The following is a 17368-nucleotide window of genomic DNA, read 5'->3' as shown; positions in this document are numbered from 1 at the left end:
CTTGTTGTCACCGTCAAGACATTTAGCCGTCTGGCTCAGTTTATCGCCGCTTGAAGCGTCGGGGCCGGGGTGGCAATGGGACGCCATGAGCGAACAGGAACCAAAGATCGCGCTGGTCACCGGCGCCTCGCGCGGGCTTGGGGCGGCACTGTCCGAAGCACTGGCCTCGGCCGAATGGCATATCGTTGCGGTGGCCCGCACGACCGGCGCGCTGGAAGAACTGGATGACCGGATCGTTGCCGCCGGCGGCACGGCCACGCTGGCGCCGATGGATGTGGCGAACCCCGAAGCGATGCGCAGCCTGGCAGGCTCGATCGGGTCGCGTTGGGGTGGACTGGACCTGTGGGTGCACGCGGCGATCCACGCGGGGCCGCTGTCGCCCGCACCGCATATCGACGGCAAGGACTGGCAGAAGGCGCTGGACATCAACCTGCAAGCGACGCGCGGGCTGATCGCCTTGCTTGAACCCTTGCTGATCGCGCGCAAGGGGACGGCCATGTTCTTTGACGATCCCCAGGGCGGTCGAAAGTTCTTCGGCAATTACGGCGCGACCAAGACCGGGCAGATCGCACTGGCGCGCAGCTGGCAGGCTGAGACCGGGCGCACCGCACCGCGCGTCGTCATCGCCGAGCCGCGGCCGATGCCCACGGCGACCCGCGCACGATTCTATCCTGGTGAGGATCGCGCCGCGCTGACCCCCTGCCGCGAAGAGGCCGCGCGCATCCTTTCGCTGCTTTAAAGCGGGGCTGCGGGAACGATCGCCGTACCCTCCGGCGTCTCGATTCGCTGCACCCGGATGCCGAAGCCACGGGCGAGGTTGTCGTCGCTCAGAACCTCGTCCGGCGTGCCGTCGGCCAGAACGGCCCCGCCCGACAGCAGGACCAGCCGCGAACAGAACCGCGCCGCCATTCCAAGATCGTGGACCGACACCAGGACACCCCGTCCCTCGGTCGCCAGATCGCGCAGCAGCGACAGGCAGGACAGCTGATGCGCGGGGTCCAGACCCGCGATGGGCTCGTCCGCGATCAGCAGCGGCGTTTCCTGCGCCAGCACGCGGGCGATCAGCCCACGCGCCTGTTCGCCCCCCGATAGCCTGTTCGCGGTGCGGTGGCGGAACGGCTCCAGCCCCATCCGCGAAATGGCGGCATCCACGGCGGCGCGGTCCTGCGCGTTGCTGGCCCCGGGCCAGGGGATGCGGCCGAGTGCGATCAGTACCTCGACGCTGACCGGCCAGGCGATCTCGCGCGATTGCGGCAGATAGGCGGCGTGGCGCGCGCGTTCGGCGGCGGACAGATCGGCCAGGCTGGATCTGCCCTCGCAGGGAATCAGCCCAAGCGCGGCTTCCATCAGCGTCGATTTTCCGGCCCCATTCGGGCCGATCAGGCCCACGAACTCGCCCGCCGCGACGTCCAGCGACACATCGCGCAGGACCGGACGCCTGCGTCGCGTGACGCTCAGCCGCGACAACGACAGCAGGCTCACAGCCGTCCCCCCGCGCGCGTTTTCCAGATCAGGTGCAGGAACAGCGGTGCGCCGACGATGGCGGTCAGCACGCCCAGCTTCAGGTCGCGTTCCGGGACGATCAGTCGGACCGCGATATCGGCTGCCAGCAGCATCGCCGCCCCGCCCAGGGCGGACGCTGGGAGAAGCCGCGACGGTCGCGCCCCGACCCACGGACGCAGGATGTGGGGCACGACGAGGCCGACGAAACCGATGGCGCCCGCGACAGCCGTCGCTGGCCCCACGATCAGTGCGACACCCGCGACCAGTTGCCAGCGCAGGCGCGCAGGCGAGACGCCGAGCGCCGCGGCGGCCTGTTCGCCCAGCGTCAGCGCGTCAAGGGCCCGTCCGGTCGCCAGAACCAGCGCCGAACCCAAAACCATCAGCGGCAGCGCCAGCCAGACATGGCTCATCGAGCGGTCGGCAAGCGAACCCATCAGCCAGAACATGATCTCGGCCGCGGCGTAGGGGTTGGGCGACAGGTTCAGCACGAGCGCGATGCCCGCACCCGCCAGCGAGGCGATGGCGACCCCCGCGAGGATCAGCGTCACCGACCCGCCCCGTGGCCCGGCCAGCGCCATCAGCGCCGCGACGCCAAGCGCCGCGCCCGCCAGCGCGGCCAGCGGCAGACCCAGCGCGAAGGCGGTCGAAAGACCCGTCTGGATTGCGATGACCGCGCCCAGGGCGCCCATTCCGGACACGCCGATCAATTGCGGCTCGGCCAGGGGATTGCGCAGATAGCCCTGCAGCGCAGCCCCGGCGAGGCCCAGACCGCCGCCGATCAGCAGCCCCAGGATCGCACGCGGCAGTCGAATTTCGCGCATCACGATGGGCAAGGGACCGTCGCCGCCGAAGAGCAGGGCCTGCAGGCCGCGCAGCGACCCGACCTCTGCCGGGCCGAGGCTCAGCGAGACCAGAAACAGCAACGCCACCAGCAGTGACAGGGCGGCGATCAGTCTCATTCCAGTCCGGCGATCGCATCCAGCACGTCGGGCGTGCCGCAGACCCAGTCGCGGTCGGTCTCGGCCCGCGCGTCGGGCGCGACAGCGATCAGCGCGGGATGTGCCATGATGGCTTCGCCCTGCGAGCGTCCAGGCATGTGGCTTCCGCTGACGACCCGGTCGGGATCGGCCATGACCAGCTTTTCCAATGGCAGGACGCGGGTGTCGTCGATGCCGTATTCGGTTGCGATGTTGTCATAGCCCGCGGCGCGCAGGATCGCGCCCGCCAGGGTCTTGCCGCCCGACGTGTAGCCGTTGGCGTAATAGATCGCGGCCTCGCCACGCTCGGGCGGCTGGCGCAGAGCGGCCAGCCGGCTCTCGAAATCGCGGCGCAGCCATTGCGCCTGATCCTCACGACCCAGCATGTCGCCGATCCGGTCGATCTGTTCGCCGATCGCTTCGAGACTGTCCGCGGGCGGCAAAACCTCGACCCGGATGCCGAGATTCCGCATCATCGACAACGTCGCGGGCGAGATCCAGGAGCCCGCGATGACCAGATCCGGACGCATCAGGTAGATTTCCTCGGCCCGACCGTGATTCAGCCGGTAGGGGGCGGTCCGGTCGGCCAGCGGCGACATGTCGGGATCGGCGGTCAACGCGCTGACGGACAATAGCTGCCCCGGCGCCGCCAAGCGCATCGCGATCTGGTCAAGGCACAGGTTCATCGAGACGACCCGTCGCGGCGCCGGCTCGCCTGATGGGGTCGGGCTTCCGTCAGCGAATGCAGGCATGGCGGCGGCGACCAGAACCGCCGCCGCGCCGCGGATGGCGTCAGAAATTCGCACGCAGCCCCGCATAGATCGCCCGGTCCGAGGTGCCGTAGCCCCGGATCACCTGATATTCCTCGTCCAGAAGGTTCTCGATCCGCAGATAGCCCGTCGCCTGATCGGTAATGTCGTATTCGATCTGGGTGTCGACGACCGTGTAGGTGGGCAGTTCCGATCCGCCGTCAAACGTGCCGGATGCATGGCGCAGACTGACGCCGAAACGCGAACGCTCGGTGATGTCGCCATCGAGTTGCAAGTTCAGCGCCCGGGCCGGGACCCGCGCCAGCGGCTCGCCCGCCGCATTGTCGGCGTCGGTATAGGTGAAATTGCCCGCCAGCGTCAGTCGATCCGTCAGCGGCGTCTCGCCCGCCAGTTCGACCCCGCGCGTCTTCGTCTCACCCGGGATCTGGACATAGGCGAACGTCGTGAAGCTGTAGTCGATCAGATCCGTGATTCTGTTCTCGAAAAGGGTTCCGCGGATATGGCCGCCATTCGGCAGCGCGTATTCCGCACCGATTTCGGCGCCGCGTGACGTTTCGGGTTGCAGGTTCTCATTGCCACTGAAGCTGTCGTAAAGCTCATACAGCGACGGGGCACGGTAGCCGGTGCCGTATTGACCGCGAATGGTCCATTCCGGTGTCGCGCGCCAAGCTACGGCGAGACGACCCGTCGTCTCGCTGCCGAACTGGCTGTTGTGATCGTGTCGGGCCGACAGCGCGACATCCAGATCGGGCGCGGCGGCAAAGCGCACTTCCGAGAAGGCCGCATTGTTGATGTAGTCGTTCGTCACACCGCCCGACGCGTATTCTTCGCGGCTATGGGTGCCGCCCCAGGCAAGCGTGACGCGGTCATTCACGTCGGCGACGCCCTTGTAATCAACTTCGCGCCGTTCGCCCTCGGGGCGAGAAGCGAAGCCGCCATAGTTCTCCTCCCGGTCGGTCTGGCTCAATGCGGCAGAGAACGTGTGCTCGACAGCGCCGGTCTCAAGCTCGGCATAGGCGCGCAGCCCGCGCGAGATGCCGTTGCTGAAATCGTCTGCGTCCTGAAGACTTGGGAACGTCGTGTCGGTCTCAACCTCGGTCTTCTGCCAGAAACCCGCTACGCCCAGGGTCAGCGTTTCGGTCGCGTCAAACCGTCCGCTGAGGCTGACGCGCCGCGCGCTGGCGCCGTCCGCTTCGGTGTTGCCATCGTTTTCATCAGCGGCAGAAAATCCGTTGGTTTCCAACGCCTGCAGGCTCAGCGCGACGGCGTGGCGATCACCGGCATTGGTCAGTGTGTAGGCGGCGCGGCGGGTCGCGTAGCTGCCGTATTCCAGATTCGCGCGCTGATGCGTCCCAGGATCGACGGCGCCGAGGGTGCTGATCGCGATCACGCCGCCGATGGCTTCCGAGCCGTAGAGTGCGGATTGGGGGCCTTTCAGCACCTCGATCCGGCCCACGTCGCCGGTCATCAGCCCGCCGAAATTGAAATTGAACTGCGGTGCCGACGGATCCGACACGTCGATCCCGTCGATCGTCACGCGAACATATTGGGTGGGCAGGCCGCGCAGGCGGACATAGGACAGCGTGCCGAAGCCGCCATTGCTGGTCGCCGAGACGCCCGGCAAGGTGTTCAGATAGTCGCTGACAGAGATGCTGCCTTCGCGCTCGATATCCTCGCGTGTCGCCACTTCGACCGTGGCGCCGGTGCGGCCCAGTTCCTCGGGCGACTGGTTGGCGATCAGGGTGATTTCGGGCAGGACATAGGGCTGTCCGCTGACGGTGATCGCGTCCTGCGCAAGGGCGGGAAGGGCGCTGAGAGTTGCTGTGATCGTGACAAGGGCGGTGCTGGCGGCGAGCGCGCGGCGCAGATTCATCGGTCGGTCCTTCCGTGGGCCCCGGGAATGGGGCGATCAGTAGTGATCCGGGAAGGACTTGGCCGCCCCGGACGGGGATGCCACCACGACGGAAGATCCGCATCTCGCATGCCCCTCGCATGCGGATTGGGTGATCGACCTCGGCAGGTCTCCTGACTCGCGGGTCGCCGCTTTGCCCGCCTTCCCGCCCCGAATGGGACAGTGGCATGATGGGCATCGCTCGCCGCTTACAGTTGCGGGGGCAGTCGCGGCATTGGGACCAATGGCCCGCACCGCGTTCCCTTTTCATCCGGGCGAACCCGGAACCGAAGCAGTTCGGGGCATAGCGCGCAGCCCCCGAGTCGCGCAAGAGCGCGTTATTCGACCGTGACCGATTTCGCGAGGTTGCGCGGCTGGTCCACGTCGGTGCCCTTGGCGACGGCGGTGTGATAGGCGAGATACTGCATCGGCACCGCGTAGGTGATGGGCCTGAACAGCCCTCCGCCCGCCGGCATGGTCAGGCTGTGCCGTACGCCATCCCCAGCCTCGGCGATCCCTTCGGCGTCAGAAATCAGCACCACTTGGCCGTGCCGCGCCATCACCTCCTGCATGTTCGAGACCGTCTTCTCGAACAGCGCGTCGCGCGGCGCCACGACCACCACCGGCACGTTGCGGTCGATCAGCGCGATTGGACCATGCTTCAGCTCACCCGATGCATAACCTTCCGCATGGATGTAGCTGAGTTCCTTGAGTTTCAACGCACCTTCCAGCGCCACCGGATAAAGCGGACCGCGGCCCAGATACAGCACGTCCTGCGCCTCGGCGAGCCAGTCGGCGATGCGCTTGCAATCGTCGCTGACCGCCAGCGCCTGGTTCAGCAGTCCCGGGATCGCGCGCAGATCGGCCAGATGCGCAGCCATCTGCGCATCGTCGATCCGCCCCCGATCATGGGCGGCCTTGATCGCCAGGACCGCGAGCACGCCAAGCTGGCAGGTGAAGGCCTTGGAGGAGGCCACGCAGACCTCTATCCCCGCCAGCGTCGGCAGTGCCAGATCCGCCTCGCGCGCGATGGCCGAGGTTCCGACGTTCACGATCCCCAGCGTCCGCGCGACCCGGCCCTGCGCATAGTGAAGCGCGGCCAGCGTATCCGCCGTTTCGCCCGACTGGCTGATGAACAGGCCCCAGCTGCGGTCCGACAGGGGCGGCTCGCGGTATCGGAACTCCGACGCGACATCCAGATCGCAGGGCAGGCCGGCGAGGCTTTCAAACCAGTATTTTGCCACGTGTCCGGCCAGATAGGCGGTGCCGCAGCCAACCAGCACGATCCGGTCGACATCGGCGAAGTCCAGCGCCGCGCCACCGGCGAATTCCGGCAGCACGATCCGGTCGCCCTTGACGTAATGGCTCAGCACGTCGCCCAGCACGGCGGGTTGCTGCGCGATCTCCTTGGCCATGAAGTGCCGATAACCGCCCTTGTCGATCGCGGTCTCGCCCACGTCGATCCGGGTGGCATCGCGGTTGGCAAGCCGGCCCTCGGCGTCGAAGACCTGCACGCCCTGGCGGGTCAGGACGGCATGGTCGCCATCCTCAAGATAGGTGATCTTGTCGGTGAAAGGCGCCAGCGCAACCGCGTCCGAGCCGAGATACATCTCGCCCTCACCGTGGCCGATCGCCAGCGGACTGCCGCGACGTGCCGCGACCATCAGATCACCCTCGCCGTCGAAGAGGAACGCCAGGGCAAAAGCGCCCCTTAGCCGCGCCAGCGTCGCGCGCGCGGCGTCGAGCGGTGTCATCCCCTCGTCCATCAAGCGACCGGCCAGCAGCGCCACCGTCTCGGTATCGGTCTCGGTCTGCGGCGAGATGCCAGATGCGACCAGATCCTCGCGCAGGTCACGGAAGTTCTCGATGATGCCGTTGTGGACGACTGCAACGCGTCCGTAGCGATGCGGGTGGGCGTTCCCCTCGGTCGCCGCGCCGTGGGTGGCCCAGCGGGTATGGCCGATCCCGGCAAGCCCGGTCAGCGGCTCATGAACCAGCCGGTCGCTGAGATTGACCAGCTTTCCCACCGCGCGGCGCCGGTCAAGCTTGCCGGCACCATCGATCGTGGCGATGCCCGCGCTGTCGTAGCCGCGATATTCCAGCCGCTTCAGCGCTTCGACCAGTTGCGGCGCGACCTCGTGCTGGCCGAGGATCCCGATGATGCCGCACATGCCTAATGCTCCCGTTTCTTCTGGCGGAGCGCGGCCATGAGACGGCTGGCCAGCCCCGGCTTCGTCACCTGGCGCGCCCGGCCAATCGCCAGTGCGTCGTCGGGGACATTGTCGGTGATCGTGCTGCCCGACCCGGTCATCGCGCGGTCACCGACGCGCACGGGGGCGACCAGCATCGTGTCGCTGCCGATGAAGGCGTCGACGCCGATCTCGGTCCGGTGCTTCATCACACCGTCATAATTGCAGGTGATGGTGCCCGCGCCGATATTCGTGCGCTCGCCGACATGTGCGTCGCCCAGATAGGTCAGGTGGCCGACCTTCACGCCCTCGTCCAGGACGCTGTTCTTGATCTCGACGAAATTGCCGACATGGACGTCGCCGCCCAGTTCCGCGCCGGGCCGCAGCCGGGCGAAAGGACCGACGGTCGCGCCGGCGCTGATATGGCAGCCTTCCAGATGGCAGAAGGGCAAGATCTCGGCACCGCTTTCCACGGTCACGCCGGGTCCGAAGACGACATTCTGGCCCACAACCGCGTCACGGCCGATCGCGGTGTCCAGCGCGAACCAGACCGTCGCCGGATCGGCCAGCGTAACTCCGTCGGCCAGTGCCTGCGCCCGTGCACGCGTCTGGAATGCGGCTTCGGCCGCTGCGAGTTCCGCACGGGTGTTGATGCCGAGCGTCTCTGCCTCGTCGCAGATCACGACACGCGCGCGCTGTCCTTCGGCGCGTGCAAGCGCCACCAGATCGGTGAGGTAATATTCGCCTGAGGCGTTGTCGTTGCCGAGCCGCGCGATCAGGCTGCGCAACAGGTCCGCGTCCAGCGCCATCACGCCGGAATTGCAAAGGGCGATGGCGCGCTCCGCCTCGGTCGCGTCCTTGTATTCCACGATCCGCTGCAGCTCGTCGCCTTCGACGATCAGGCGTCCGTAGCGGCCCGGATCGGCAGCCTCAAACCCCAGCACCGCGACATCGGCGGGTGCCTTGATCAGCGCGGCGAGCGTTTCGGCGCCGATAAAGGGCGTGTCGCCGTAAAGCACCATGACCTTGCCAGAGAACCCTTCCAGCTGCGGGATCGTCTGCTGGACGGCGTGTCCGGTGCCCAACTGTTCGGTCTGCAGCGCGATCTTCGCCTCGGGGTCCAGCTTGCCGACGGAACGCCGGACCGCCTCGGCCCCGTGGCCCGCGACGACGATCACCGTTTCCGGCTCCAGCGTGCGGCCCGCGGCCAATGCATGGGCCACCAGGGGCATCCCGCCCAGAGGGTGCAGCACCTTCGGCAGGTCCGACTGCATCCTGCTGCCCTGGCCTGCTGCCAGCACGATCAGCGCAATGGGCCCCGTGGTGGGTTGTTCGCTCATCACCGTCCCCGTTTGTGTTTTCGTTCGGCGCGTTCTACTCAAGCGGCGCGCGGCACAAAAGGCCCTGCACGTTCACACATTCTTACGCTTGGTTACGCCATGACGGGTACTGTTGTTTTCGATCTGGACGGCACGCTGGCCGACACCTCTGCCGATCTGATCGCGGCGGCAAATGCCTGCTTTCGGGCCCGGGATCTGGGCGATCTGCTTCACCCGCAGGACGATGCGCTGATCGCCTTTCACGGCGGGCGTGCGATGCTGCGGGCGGGTTATGGTCGGATGCCGTCGGACCGCTTGCTGCCACCGGGGGCGGAGGACGAGGATTTCGATTGTCTGCTGGACCATTACGGCCAGAACATCATGGCCCACACGAAGCTTTACCCCGGGGTCGAGAACGCCCTGAAGCAACTTGCCGATGACGGTCACATCCTTGCCGTCTGCACCAACAAGCCAGAGGCATTGGCCGAAAGCCTGCTCAGGGCGCTGAACATCCGTGACGCGTTCGCATCGATGATCGCCGCAGACACGCTGCCGCACCGCAAGCCGGATCCCCGCACCTACAAGACGACGGTCGAGCGTGCCGGCGGAAAGGTGTCGCGGTCGTTCCTGGTCGGCGATACCGAGACCGATCGCAAGACCGCCAGCGCGGCGGGGGTGAAGGTGGCGCTTGTCAGCTTCGGCCCCGAAGGGACGGCCATCGAGCGTCTCGCGCCCGAGGCGCTGCTGCATCATTTCGACGATCTGCCTGCGCTGGCGCGCGACTGGCTTGCCTAGCTGTCAGACAAAGCCGCGACGATGGGGCCGAAATCCGCGGCCTTCAGGCTTGCGCCGCCGACCAGCGCGCCATCCACATCGGCGATCGCGAAGATTTCTGTCGCGTTGCCCGGCTTGACGCTGCCGCCGTACAGCAGGCTCACATCCGCGCCGTCATCGAAGCGGTCTGCCAGGGTCCGACGCATCATCGCATGAACCTCGGCGATCTGGTCGTTTGTCGGCGTGCGGCCCGTGCCGATGGCCCAGACCGGCTCATAGGCCACGACCGTGTTGTTGGCGGTTGCGCAATCGGGCACCGACCCCGCAAGCTGAGTGGCGATGACGTTCAGCGTCTCGCCCGCGTCGCGCTGTGCATCTGTCTCGCCCACGCAGATTACCGTCACCAAGCCTGCATCATGCGCAGCGATGGCTTTCGCCGCCACGTCCGCATCCGTCTCGCGGTGATCGGCCCGGCGTTCGGAATGGCCCAGGATGACATGGCTTGCGCCCGCGTCGCGCAACTGCGCGGCCGCGATGTCGCCTGTATGCGCGCCTGACGGTTTCGCATGACAATCCTGCCCACCGACCGCGATGCGTCCTTGCACGCGATCGGCCATCGCGGCGATCAGCACGGCGGGCGGACAGATCAGAACGTCGCATCCTTCGCTCAGACCGTGCAGCAGCGCATCGACTTCCGCCAGCGCGGCGCGGTCGCCGTTCATTTTCCAGTTTCCGGCGGCAAGCTTGCGTGCAGTCATCATCGTCCCCCTGTTGGTGCCGCAGGCTTAGGCCGGGGCAGGGGATGGATCAAGCCGCCAGTATGCGCTGCACCTCAGACGCCTTCGGCGCGCGAGCCTTCGAGCGGCTCGAACCGAACCGATTCACCGCATCCACAGCTGTCCGTGACGTTGGGATTGCGAAAGCGGAAGCCCGATTCCAGCAGACCGTTCTCATAGTCGATCTCTGTTCCGAACAGGAACATCTGCGCCATGGGGGCGATCAGCACCCGCGCGTCACCCTGTTCCACGACCTCGTCGGCCTTGTCCGCCGCCTCGGCCAGTTCCATCGTGTATTCCATCCCCGCGCAGCCGCCCTTCTTCAGACCGATGCGCAGCCCCGCGCTGTCCTTTCCGGCCATAAGCCGGACGATCTGCCGCTCGGCGGCGGGAGTGATGGTGACTGGCGACTTGCCGGGAATCCCGAACATGGCGAGGTCCTTCGTCTTAATCCTCATGATTAAGATAGGGCTCTGCTCCGTGCGGCTCAAGGCCCCGTGCCGGTCGGCGGGCATGACGTTTTCAAGAAAGAGGCGCCGCTTTTCACGTCAAGCCCCGATCCGTCTCACGCCGCTTTGACGGCGCGGACCGATGCAGAGGGCACTGCAAACGCATATCCCCGGAGGGAAATCGTGACGAACCTGATCAACTACACGCTCGCCATGCGGATCAAGGATGATGAGAACTGGCCGCAAAGCGACGAGTTCGCCAACCGCAGCGTGTCCGGCGTGATCCAGCTGGACGATTCGACGCCGACGCGCGAAATCCTCAACATCGGCCGCTGCGGCGGCGAGGTCCGGGTCGAGGCGCGCTATACCTTCACCCGTGCAGCTGGCGGCGCCGTCAGTGTAAGCGGCAACCTCAAGCTGTTCGAAGGCACCTCGACCAACAGTTCCGATCTCGACGGGACGGCCAGCGTGTCAGGGTCCATCGCGGCCAATGGGTCGGCCACGCTCGCCAAGCGCGTGAACAACACCGATGAAGGCGGGGACTGGGCCGACGTGACGCTGACGATCAGCAACGCGCTGCTGAACCAGAACGACCCCTGCGCCAATATCGAGGCCAAGGCCAAGGCGCTCGGCGCGGCCTTCACCGGCGCGGCGCAGGGTCCGTGCGAGGCGGTCAGGGGTGGGCATCGTCGCCGCTACGCTGGTTGTGACATCTATTATTCTCCGGCGACCGGTGCACATGAGGTCCACGGCGACATCCGCGCCAAATACAACGCCAAGGGCGGGCCGGACAGCGACCTGTTCCTGCCGGTGACCGATGAGACGACGACCCCGGATACGGTGGGCCGGTTCAACCATTTCTCCGGCAACGGCAGCATCTACTGGCATCCGCAGACCGGCCCGATGGAAGTGCGCGGCGGCATCCGCGGGGTCTGGGCCGGACAGGGCTGGGAACGCGGCGGTCTTGGCTATCCGACCAGCGACGAGATGATGATCAAGCAGCGTCCGGCGCAATGGTTCAGCGATTTCCAGAACGGCGTCGTCTTCTGGGAAGAAAACGCCAGGCAGGACCCTGCGATTGCCACCCTGTCGCGCGCCAGGGTGCTGTCGGCCTTCGATCAGGCGTTTCGAAAGCGCGTCACCGATTCACGCGTCGACATCCAGTCGGTCAGCATCGTCGGCGTGTCGGCCACCGGCTACGATTTCTGGCGCAGCATCAACCGGAGCATCACCTTCCGCATCGCGGGCGAGGTTGCATCGGGCCATTGGTTCATCCCCGACCCGAACTGGTGGGTCGAAATTCCGATCCGGTTCGAGGCAACGCCCGCCCCGAACGCGAATACCGCGCTCGCGCTGCGTGTGCGACAATCGGGGACGGCGCGCATTCACGCCGACAACTTCGCGGGGATCGGCACGGGCGATACTGTTGCGGGCATCAAGGCAGCGATCGAAAGCGCCTTCGCAAACCCGATCAAGCTGGCCGACGTCCCGGCCGAGGCCTGGCTGCTTAGCGCGAAGGTGATGGCTGACGGCGCGGTGACGCTGTTCTTCCGACCCGACATCGCAGGCCGTTTCGCCGCCTTCACAGCGCAGCAGGCGCTCGACAATATTCAGATCTGATTGCGATTACATCGCAGCATGCGACGCGGGCGGGGGCTTCCCCGGCCGCGTCTTCGCTTACATGAAGCCCAGTTCCAGCCGCGCTTCGTCGGACATCATGTCCATGCCCCATTGCGGCTCGAAGGTCATCGCGACATCGACCTGTTTCACGCCCGGCAGCGGCTCGATCGCGTCAGCGACCCAGCCCGGCATCTCACCCGCGACGGGGCAGCCTGGCGCGGTCAGCGTCATCGTCACGGCAACCGCATTCTCGGGGTCGATCTCGATCGTGTAGATCAGGCCCAGATCATAGATGTTCACCGGGATTTCCGGGTCATAGACCGTCTTGCAGGCTTCGACGACCTGCTCGTACAGCGGGTGATCTGTGCTTGAAGGGCGGATCAGCGGTGCGCCTTCCATCAGCGGCTCGGACATGGGCAGGACCTTTCAATTCCGACTGATTATATAGGCGTGCCCGCCAGTCGGGTCCAGTGGCGTTGCGGGCACGCGGCCGCCGCGCTAGAAGTCCGCCTTCCCGGTTCCGGATCACACATGCCCAGCTTCCCGTTCCAGATCGCCGCACGCGACGGCGCCGCCCGCACGGGCACGTTGACCACGCGGCGCGGGGACATCCGCACGCCTGCCTTCATGCCGGTCGGCACCGCCGCGACTGTCAAGGCGATGATGCCCGAAAGCGTGGCCGAGACCGGCGCCGATATCCTTCTTGGAAACACCTATCACCTGATGCTGCGCCCAGGCGCGGAACGCATCGACCGGCTGGGCGGACTGCACCGCTTCATGAACTGGGATCGGCCGATCCTGACCGACTCGGGCGGATTTCAGGTGATGAGTCTCGCGAGCCTGCGCAAGCTGACAGAGGATGGCGTGACCTTCGCCAGCCACATCGATGGCAGCCGCCACCACCTGACGCCCGAGCGCAGCATGGAAATCCAGCGGCTGCTAGGCAGCGACATCGTCATGGCCTTCGACGAATGTCCCGCGCTGCCCGCGACCGATGATCAGGTTGCCGCATCCATGCGGCTGTCGATGCGCTGGGCGCAGCGCTCGCGCGATGCGTTTGGCGACCGGTCGGGGCATGCGCTGTTCGGAATCATGCAGGGCGGGATCAACCGCGAGCTGCGCGAAGAGAGTGCCGAGGCTCTGCGCAGCATCGGTTTCGACGGCTACGCCATCGGCGGCCTTGCGGTGGGCGAGGGTCAGGCGGCGATGTTCGACGTGCTCGACTATGCACCTGGCCTGCTGCCCGACGACCAGCCGCGCTACCTTATGGGCGTCGGAAAGCCCGACGACATCGTCGGCGCCGTCCAGCGCGGAGTCGACATGATGGACTGCGTTCTGCCCTCGCGTTCGGGGCGGACCGGTCAGGCCTGGACCGCGCGCGGACAGGTCAACATCAAGAATGCCCGCCACGCCGACGATCCGCGTCCGCTGGACGAATCCTGTACGTGTCCCGCCTGCAGCCGCTATTCACGGGCCTACCTTCACCACGTGTTCCGCGCGGGCGAGATGATCTCGGGCATGTTGCTGACATGGCACAATCTGCACTACTACCAGCAGCTGATGGCCGGTCTGCGCGGTGCAATCGCTGGGGCACGGCTTGATGATTTCGTGGCCGTGTTTCATGCAGAGCGTGAAAAGGGCGATATTCCACCCTTGTGACCCGGCGTTCCGCGCCGACCACGCTTTCCAAGACAGCGCGTCAATCCTATCTGCACTTCACCGGCGGATGACCCGCCCAGCATCACAGGCCCATCATGACCGACACGATCACGACCATCACCACGACCGGGGACCTGGCCGCCTTCTGCGAACAGGCGAAGCAGGCGCCCTACGTCACCGTGGATACGGAATTCCTGCGCGAGCGGACCTATTACTCAAAGCTTTGCCTGATCCAGCTGGCGCTGCCGCCTGCCGACGCGCCGAAATCGCAGGGCGGGCCTGCAGTCCTCGTCGATCCGCTGGCAAAAGAATTGTCGCTGGCGCCGCTCTACGATCTGTTCCGGCATCGGGACACGGTCAAGGTGTTCCACGCCGCGCGCCAGGATCTGGAAATCTTCTTCCATGACGAAGGCCTGATCCCCGCGCCGTTGTTCGACACGCAGGTGGCTGCGATGGTTTGCGGCTTTGGCGAGCAGGTCGGCTACGAGACGCTGGTGCGGAAGATCGCACGCGCCAATCTCGACAAGTCGTCTCGCTTTACCGACTGGTCCCGCCGCCCGCTGAGCGATGCACAGAAGACCTACGCCCTGGCCGACGTGACGCATCTGCGCGCCATCTACGAACATCTCGATCGCGAATTGTCGCGATCTGGCCGTCGGTCCTGGCTGGCCGAAGAGATGGCGGTCCTGGAAGATCCCGAAACCTACATCACCCGCCCAGAAGAGGCGTGGCTGCGCGTCCGCACGCGCTCGAACGGACCGCGCTTTCTGGCCATCCTGCGCGAACTCGCGCAGTTCCGTGAACGATTCGCGCAAGAGCGCGACGTCCCGCGCTCGCGCGTGTTCAAGGACGATGCGATGATCGAGCTGGCCTCAACCAAGCCCACTTCCGAGGCTGATCTGGGTAAATCGAGGCTGCTGCTGCGCGATGCGCGGCGGGGGGAGATCGCCACCGGTATCCTCGCCGCTGTCAAGGTGGGACTGGAGACGCGCGACCTCCCCAAGATGCCCGAGCAGGTGCAGGGCAGGGCAGGCAATGGGGCGTTGGCAGACCTTCTGCGCGTCCTTCTCAAGGCCAAGTCGGAAGAAGTCGGTGTTGCCGCCAAGCTGATTGCCGCCAGTTCCGATCTGGACGCCATCGCTTCTGGAGAGCGCAATCTGCCGGCACTTCAAGGCTGGCGCGCCGAGGTGTTCGGCGAAGACGCACTACGGCTCGCGCGTGGAGAAATCGCGTTGTCGGCCGAAGGTGGTGCAGTGCGCGTCGTCCCGGCGCGCTGACGCTACTGGTCGTCGCGGTCCGAAAACCGCTGACACGGATCGTCAGGAGTCCCGGCCGATGACCTTGAAACGGGCGCGGCGTTCTTCCGGTGTCTCGGCGGATGCTGCGGGCGTCGCTTGCGCTTGGGTCCGCTCGCGCGTCGCCTTGTTGCCGCGCCAGCCCTGCGCTTCCTCACCAAAGCCACGGGCCGAGGGTGAGGGCTGCATCGGCTTCGCGCCATCGAAGATCGCATTTACCTCGGCATGGGCCAGATCGAAGCGACGCGGCGCGATGCCGATATCACCTTCCGAAATCAGACAGCCAAGCGCGCGCGTGACGTCACCGAGATCGGACTTCAACGGCAGGAACAGCATCCGTGCCTTCAGATGCGGGCGTGCGTAATCCGATCCTGCCTGCAGATGCAGGTCGGCGATCTGGGGCGCCTTGAAGACGGTTTCCAGCACATCCGACAACTGGCCGCGCGACGCCGGGTTCAGAAACGAGCAGACGGGCATCCCCCGCACTTCCATTCCCATCAGATCGATCAGATGACGGCCGGCCAAGCGGAAACGCGCTGCACCCGGCGCAATCCGCTCAATGATGAAGGCATAATCCAGCGCCCGCCGGATCCCGCGCGGATCGACGTCAGACCGGTTCGGGACCGCACGGCCCTGCCGAAGACTGTTCCAATAGTCTCGCAGCTCCGTAACGATCCGTGACGGCTGTTCTGGGCCGAAGTCGTGCATCTGTAGAACTTGCCCGGTCGATTGGGCTCCGTCCCTTCCACCCCTGTCCATCGAGTTACTCATCACGCGCTGCCGAAACTGGATACCGTCACTACCAACGAACCATACGTCAAATTGGGTTCAGCCACCGAGAAGATTCCTAACGATTGGTTAAGTAGTTGACGCGACGTCAACTTGAATGACGACCCGCGCCTTGACGCTCCGTGACCCTTGCGCCATGTCAGGCGGCAGGGTCCCTATCGGCCCGCAGGCCAGAGGAAAGACGCGCTCCAAGCATGGATCGAAACGGGCTTCTCATCATTCTATCCTCGCCTTCGGGCGCGGGCAAATCCACGCTCGCCCGACGTCTGATGGATTGGGACGACGGGCTTCGTTTCTCGGTTTCGGCGACGACACGGTCGCCGCGTGCGGGCGAGATCGACGGCCATCATTACCATTTCACCGATTCCGTGACGTTCCGCGATCTCGTCGCTCAAGGACAGATGCTGGAACACGCAGAGGTATTTGGCAACCTCTATGGCAGCCCTCGTGGTCCGGTCGAAGCGGCGATGCGCGAGGGTCGCGACACGCTTTTCGACGTCGACTGGCAGGGCGGCCAGCAGATCCGCGCGTCGGCCCTGGGTCGTCAGGTCGTGTCGATCTTCGTGCTGCCGCCATCGATGGCGGAACTGGAACGCCGTCTGCGCGCACGCGGGCAGGATGCGGCCGACGTGATCGCGAACCGGATGGAAAAGGCTCGGGATGAGATCAGCCACTGGGCCGAATACGATTACGTCCTCGTCAACGATGATCTCGACGAGACCGAGGCTCGGCTGCGCACGATCCTGAACGCCGAACGGCTGCGGCGCGACCGCCAGACCGGCCTCGGCCCCTTCGTGCAAAGCCTGATGACAACCGAAAGGCAGCAGGATGATCTGGGAACTTGACGGCATCACACCGCGGCTCGGCAAGGATGCCTGGGTCGCGCCCGACGCGCAATTGATGGGCCGCATCGTGATCGAGGATGAAGCCAGCGTGTGGTGGTCATCGGTGCTGCGCGGCGACAACGAGGAGATCCGCGTAGGGCGCGGCTCGAACGTCCAGGATCTGGTCTGCTGCCATACGGATCCGGGCTTTCCGCTGACCATCGGCGAAAACTGCACGATCGGCCACAAGGCGATGCTGCACGGCTGCACGATCCGGGATGGCGCGCTGATCGGCATGGGCGCGACGATCCTGAACGGCGCGGTGATCGGTGAAGGTGCGCTGATCGGTGCCGGAGCCCTGATCGCCGAGGGAAAGGAAATTCCAGCGGGAGCGCTGGTCATGGGTGCACCGGGGCGCGTGGTGCGCGAGCTTGACGATGCAGGTCGTGCCGCGATCCTGCAGACCGCGAAAGGCTATCGGGAAAGGGCGCGCCGCTTCCGCGAGACATTGCGCCCGGTCGGCTAGTTCCGCG

General features: G+C 65.9%; 17 protein-coding genes and 1 riboswitch. Of the genes, 7 read left to right on the top strand and 10 right to left on the bottom strand.

Annotation, left to right across the window (positions count from 1 at the left end; all coding sequences use genetic code 11):
- Positions 1-85 precede the first annotated feature (85 nt).
- Positions 86-739 carry an SDR family NAD(P)-dependent oxidoreductase gene (locus MLD63_RS06390; RefSeq protein ID WP_255329046.1) on the top strand — a complete coding sequence of 218 codons (654 nt, stop codon included), beginning with the start codon at positions 86-88 and terminating at the stop codon, positions 737-739.
- On the opposite strand, the gene MLD63_RS06385 is transcribed toward MLD63_RS06390, so the two are convergent.
- The 6 genes from MLD63_RS06385 to glmU form a co-directional block, all read right to left on the bottom strand.
- On the bottom strand, positions 736-1482 hold the full coding sequence (locus tag MLD63_RS06385; RefSeq protein ID WP_255329045.1) for an ABC transporter ATP-binding protein: 747 nt from the start codon (positions 1480-1482) through the stop codon (positions 736-738). The genes MLD63_RS06390 and MLD63_RS06385 overlap by 4 nt on opposite strands.
- Positions 1479-2462, bottom strand: coding sequence for a FecCD family ABC transporter permease (locus MLD63_RS06380; protein WP_255329044.1), 984 nt, complete (start codon positions 2460-2462; stop codon positions 1479-1481). The genes MLD63_RS06385 and MLD63_RS06380 overlap by 4 nt, the downstream gene beginning before the upstream one ends.
- Positions 2459-3286: an ABC transporter substrate-binding protein gene (locus MLD63_RS06375; RefSeq protein WP_255329043.1), complete on the bottom strand. Its 828-nt coding sequence runs from the start codon at positions 3284-3286 to the stop codon at positions 2459-2461. The genes MLD63_RS06380 and MLD63_RS06375 overlap by 4 nt, the downstream gene beginning before the upstream one ends.
- Complete coding sequence (locus MLD63_RS06370) at positions 3273-5123, bottom strand: TonB-dependent receptor plug domain-containing protein (protein WP_255329042.1); 1851 nt, start codon at positions 5121-5123, stop codon at positions 3273-3275. The genes MLD63_RS06375 and MLD63_RS06370 overlap by 14 nt, the downstream gene beginning before the upstream one ends.
- Positions 5124-5248: 125 nt before the next feature.
- A riboswitch (cobalamin riboswitch) is annotated at positions 5249-5448 on the bottom strand.
- Positions 5449-5479: 31 nt separating this feature from the next.
- On the bottom strand, positions 5480-7312 hold the full coding sequence (glmS, locus tag MLD63_RS06365) for a glutamine--fructose-6-phosphate transaminase (isomerizing) (RefSeq protein WP_255329041.1): 1833 nt from the start codon (positions 7310-7312) through the stop codon (positions 5480-5482).
- Positions 7313-7314: 2 nt separating this feature from the next.
- Complete coding sequence (glmU, locus tag MLD63_RS06360) at positions 7315-8670, bottom strand: bifunctional UDP-N-acetylglucosamine diphosphorylase/glucosamine-1-phosphate N-acetyltransferase GlmU (RefSeq protein WP_255329040.1); 1356 nt, start codon at positions 8668-8670, stop codon at positions 7315-7317.
- A 99-nt stretch (positions 8671-8769) separates the two neighbouring features.
- On the opposite strand from glmU, the gene MLD63_RS06355 reads away from it, so the two are divergent.
- The gene (locus MLD63_RS06355) at positions 8770-9444 is read left to right on the top strand and encodes an HAD-IA family hydrolase (protein WP_255329039.1); all 675 of its coding nucleotides are present in this window, start codon (positions 8770-8772) and stop codon (positions 9442-9444) included.
- Here MLD63_RS06355 and tpiA read toward each other — a convergent pair.
- Both tpiA and MLD63_RS06345 read right to left on the bottom strand, forming a co-directional pair.
- Positions 9441-10181, bottom strand: a complete 741-nt coding sequence (gene tpiA / locus MLD63_RS06350) for a triose-phosphate isomerase (RefSeq protein ID WP_255329038.1) — start codon at positions 10179-10181, stop codon at positions 9441-9443. The genes MLD63_RS06355 and tpiA overlap by 4 nt on opposite strands.
- A gap of 74 nt (positions 10182-10255) precedes the next feature.
- Positions 10256-10630 (bottom strand): HesB/IscA family protein, encoded by a 375-nt coding sequence (locus MLD63_RS06345; RefSeq protein WP_255329037.1) that lies wholly within the window; start codon positions 10628-10630, stop codon positions 10256-10258.
- A gap of 201 nt (positions 10631-10831) precedes the next feature.
- On the opposite strand from MLD63_RS06345, the gene MLD63_RS06340 reads away from it, so the two are divergent.
- The gene (locus MLD63_RS06340; protein ID WP_255329036.1) at positions 10832-12268 is read left to right on the top strand and encodes an LGFP repeat-containing protein; all 1437 of its coding nucleotides are present in this window, start codon (positions 10832-10834) and stop codon (positions 12266-12268) included.
- Between the two features lie 57 nt (positions 12269-12325).
- On the opposite strand, the gene MLD63_RS06335 is transcribed toward MLD63_RS06340, so the two are convergent.
- Positions 12326-12682 carry an SUF system Fe-S cluster assembly protein gene (locus tag MLD63_RS06335; RefSeq protein ID WP_255329035.1) on the bottom strand — a complete coding sequence of 119 codons (357 nt, stop codon included), beginning with the start codon at positions 12680-12682 and terminating at the stop codon, positions 12326-12328.
- A 117-nt stretch (positions 12683-12799) separates the two neighbouring features.
- On the opposite strand from MLD63_RS06335, the gene tgt reads away from it, so the two are divergent.
- A complete protein-coding gene (gene tgt / locus MLD63_RS06330; protein WP_255329034.1) occupies positions 12800-13927 on the top strand; it encodes a tRNA guanosine(34) transglycosylase Tgt in 1128 nt (375 codons plus the stop codon).
- A 107-nt stretch (positions 13928-14034) separates the two neighbouring features.
- Positions 14035-15204, top strand: a complete 1170-nt coding sequence (rnd, locus tag MLD63_RS06325; protein WP_255329521.1) for a ribonuclease D — start codon at positions 14035-14037, stop codon at positions 15202-15204.
- A 42-nt stretch (positions 15205-15246) separates the two neighbouring features.
- Here rnd and MLD63_RS06320 read toward each other — a convergent pair whose 3' ends face one another.
- Complete coding sequence (locus MLD63_RS06320; RefSeq protein WP_255329033.1) at positions 15247-15930, bottom strand: PAS domain-containing protein; 684 nt, start codon at positions 15928-15930, stop codon at positions 15247-15249.
- A 275-nt stretch (positions 15931-16205) separates the two neighbouring features.
- Here MLD63_RS06320 and gmk point away from each other — a divergent pair, with 275 nt between their 5' ends.
- The gene (gene gmk, locus MLD63_RS06315) at positions 16206-16856 is read left to right on the top strand and encodes a guanylate kinase (RefSeq protein WP_255329032.1); all 651 of its coding nucleotides are present in this window, start codon (positions 16206-16208) and stop codon (positions 16854-16856) included.
- The gene (locus MLD63_RS06310) at positions 16840-17361 is read left to right on the top strand and encodes a gamma carbonic anhydrase family protein (RefSeq protein ID WP_255329031.1); all 522 of its coding nucleotides are present in this window, start codon (positions 16840-16842) and stop codon (positions 17359-17361) included. The genes gmk and MLD63_RS06310 overlap by 17 nt, the downstream gene beginning before the upstream one ends.
- Positions 17362-17368: the final 7 nt, after the last annotated feature.

This window comes from Paracoccus albicereus (assembly GCF_024359525.1).
Classification (GTDB): Bacteria; Pseudomonadota; Alphaproteobacteria; order Rhodobacterales; family Rhodobacteraceae; genus Paracoccus; species Paracoccus albicereus.
This window is presented reverse-complemented; position numbering and strand designations above follow the sequence as displayed.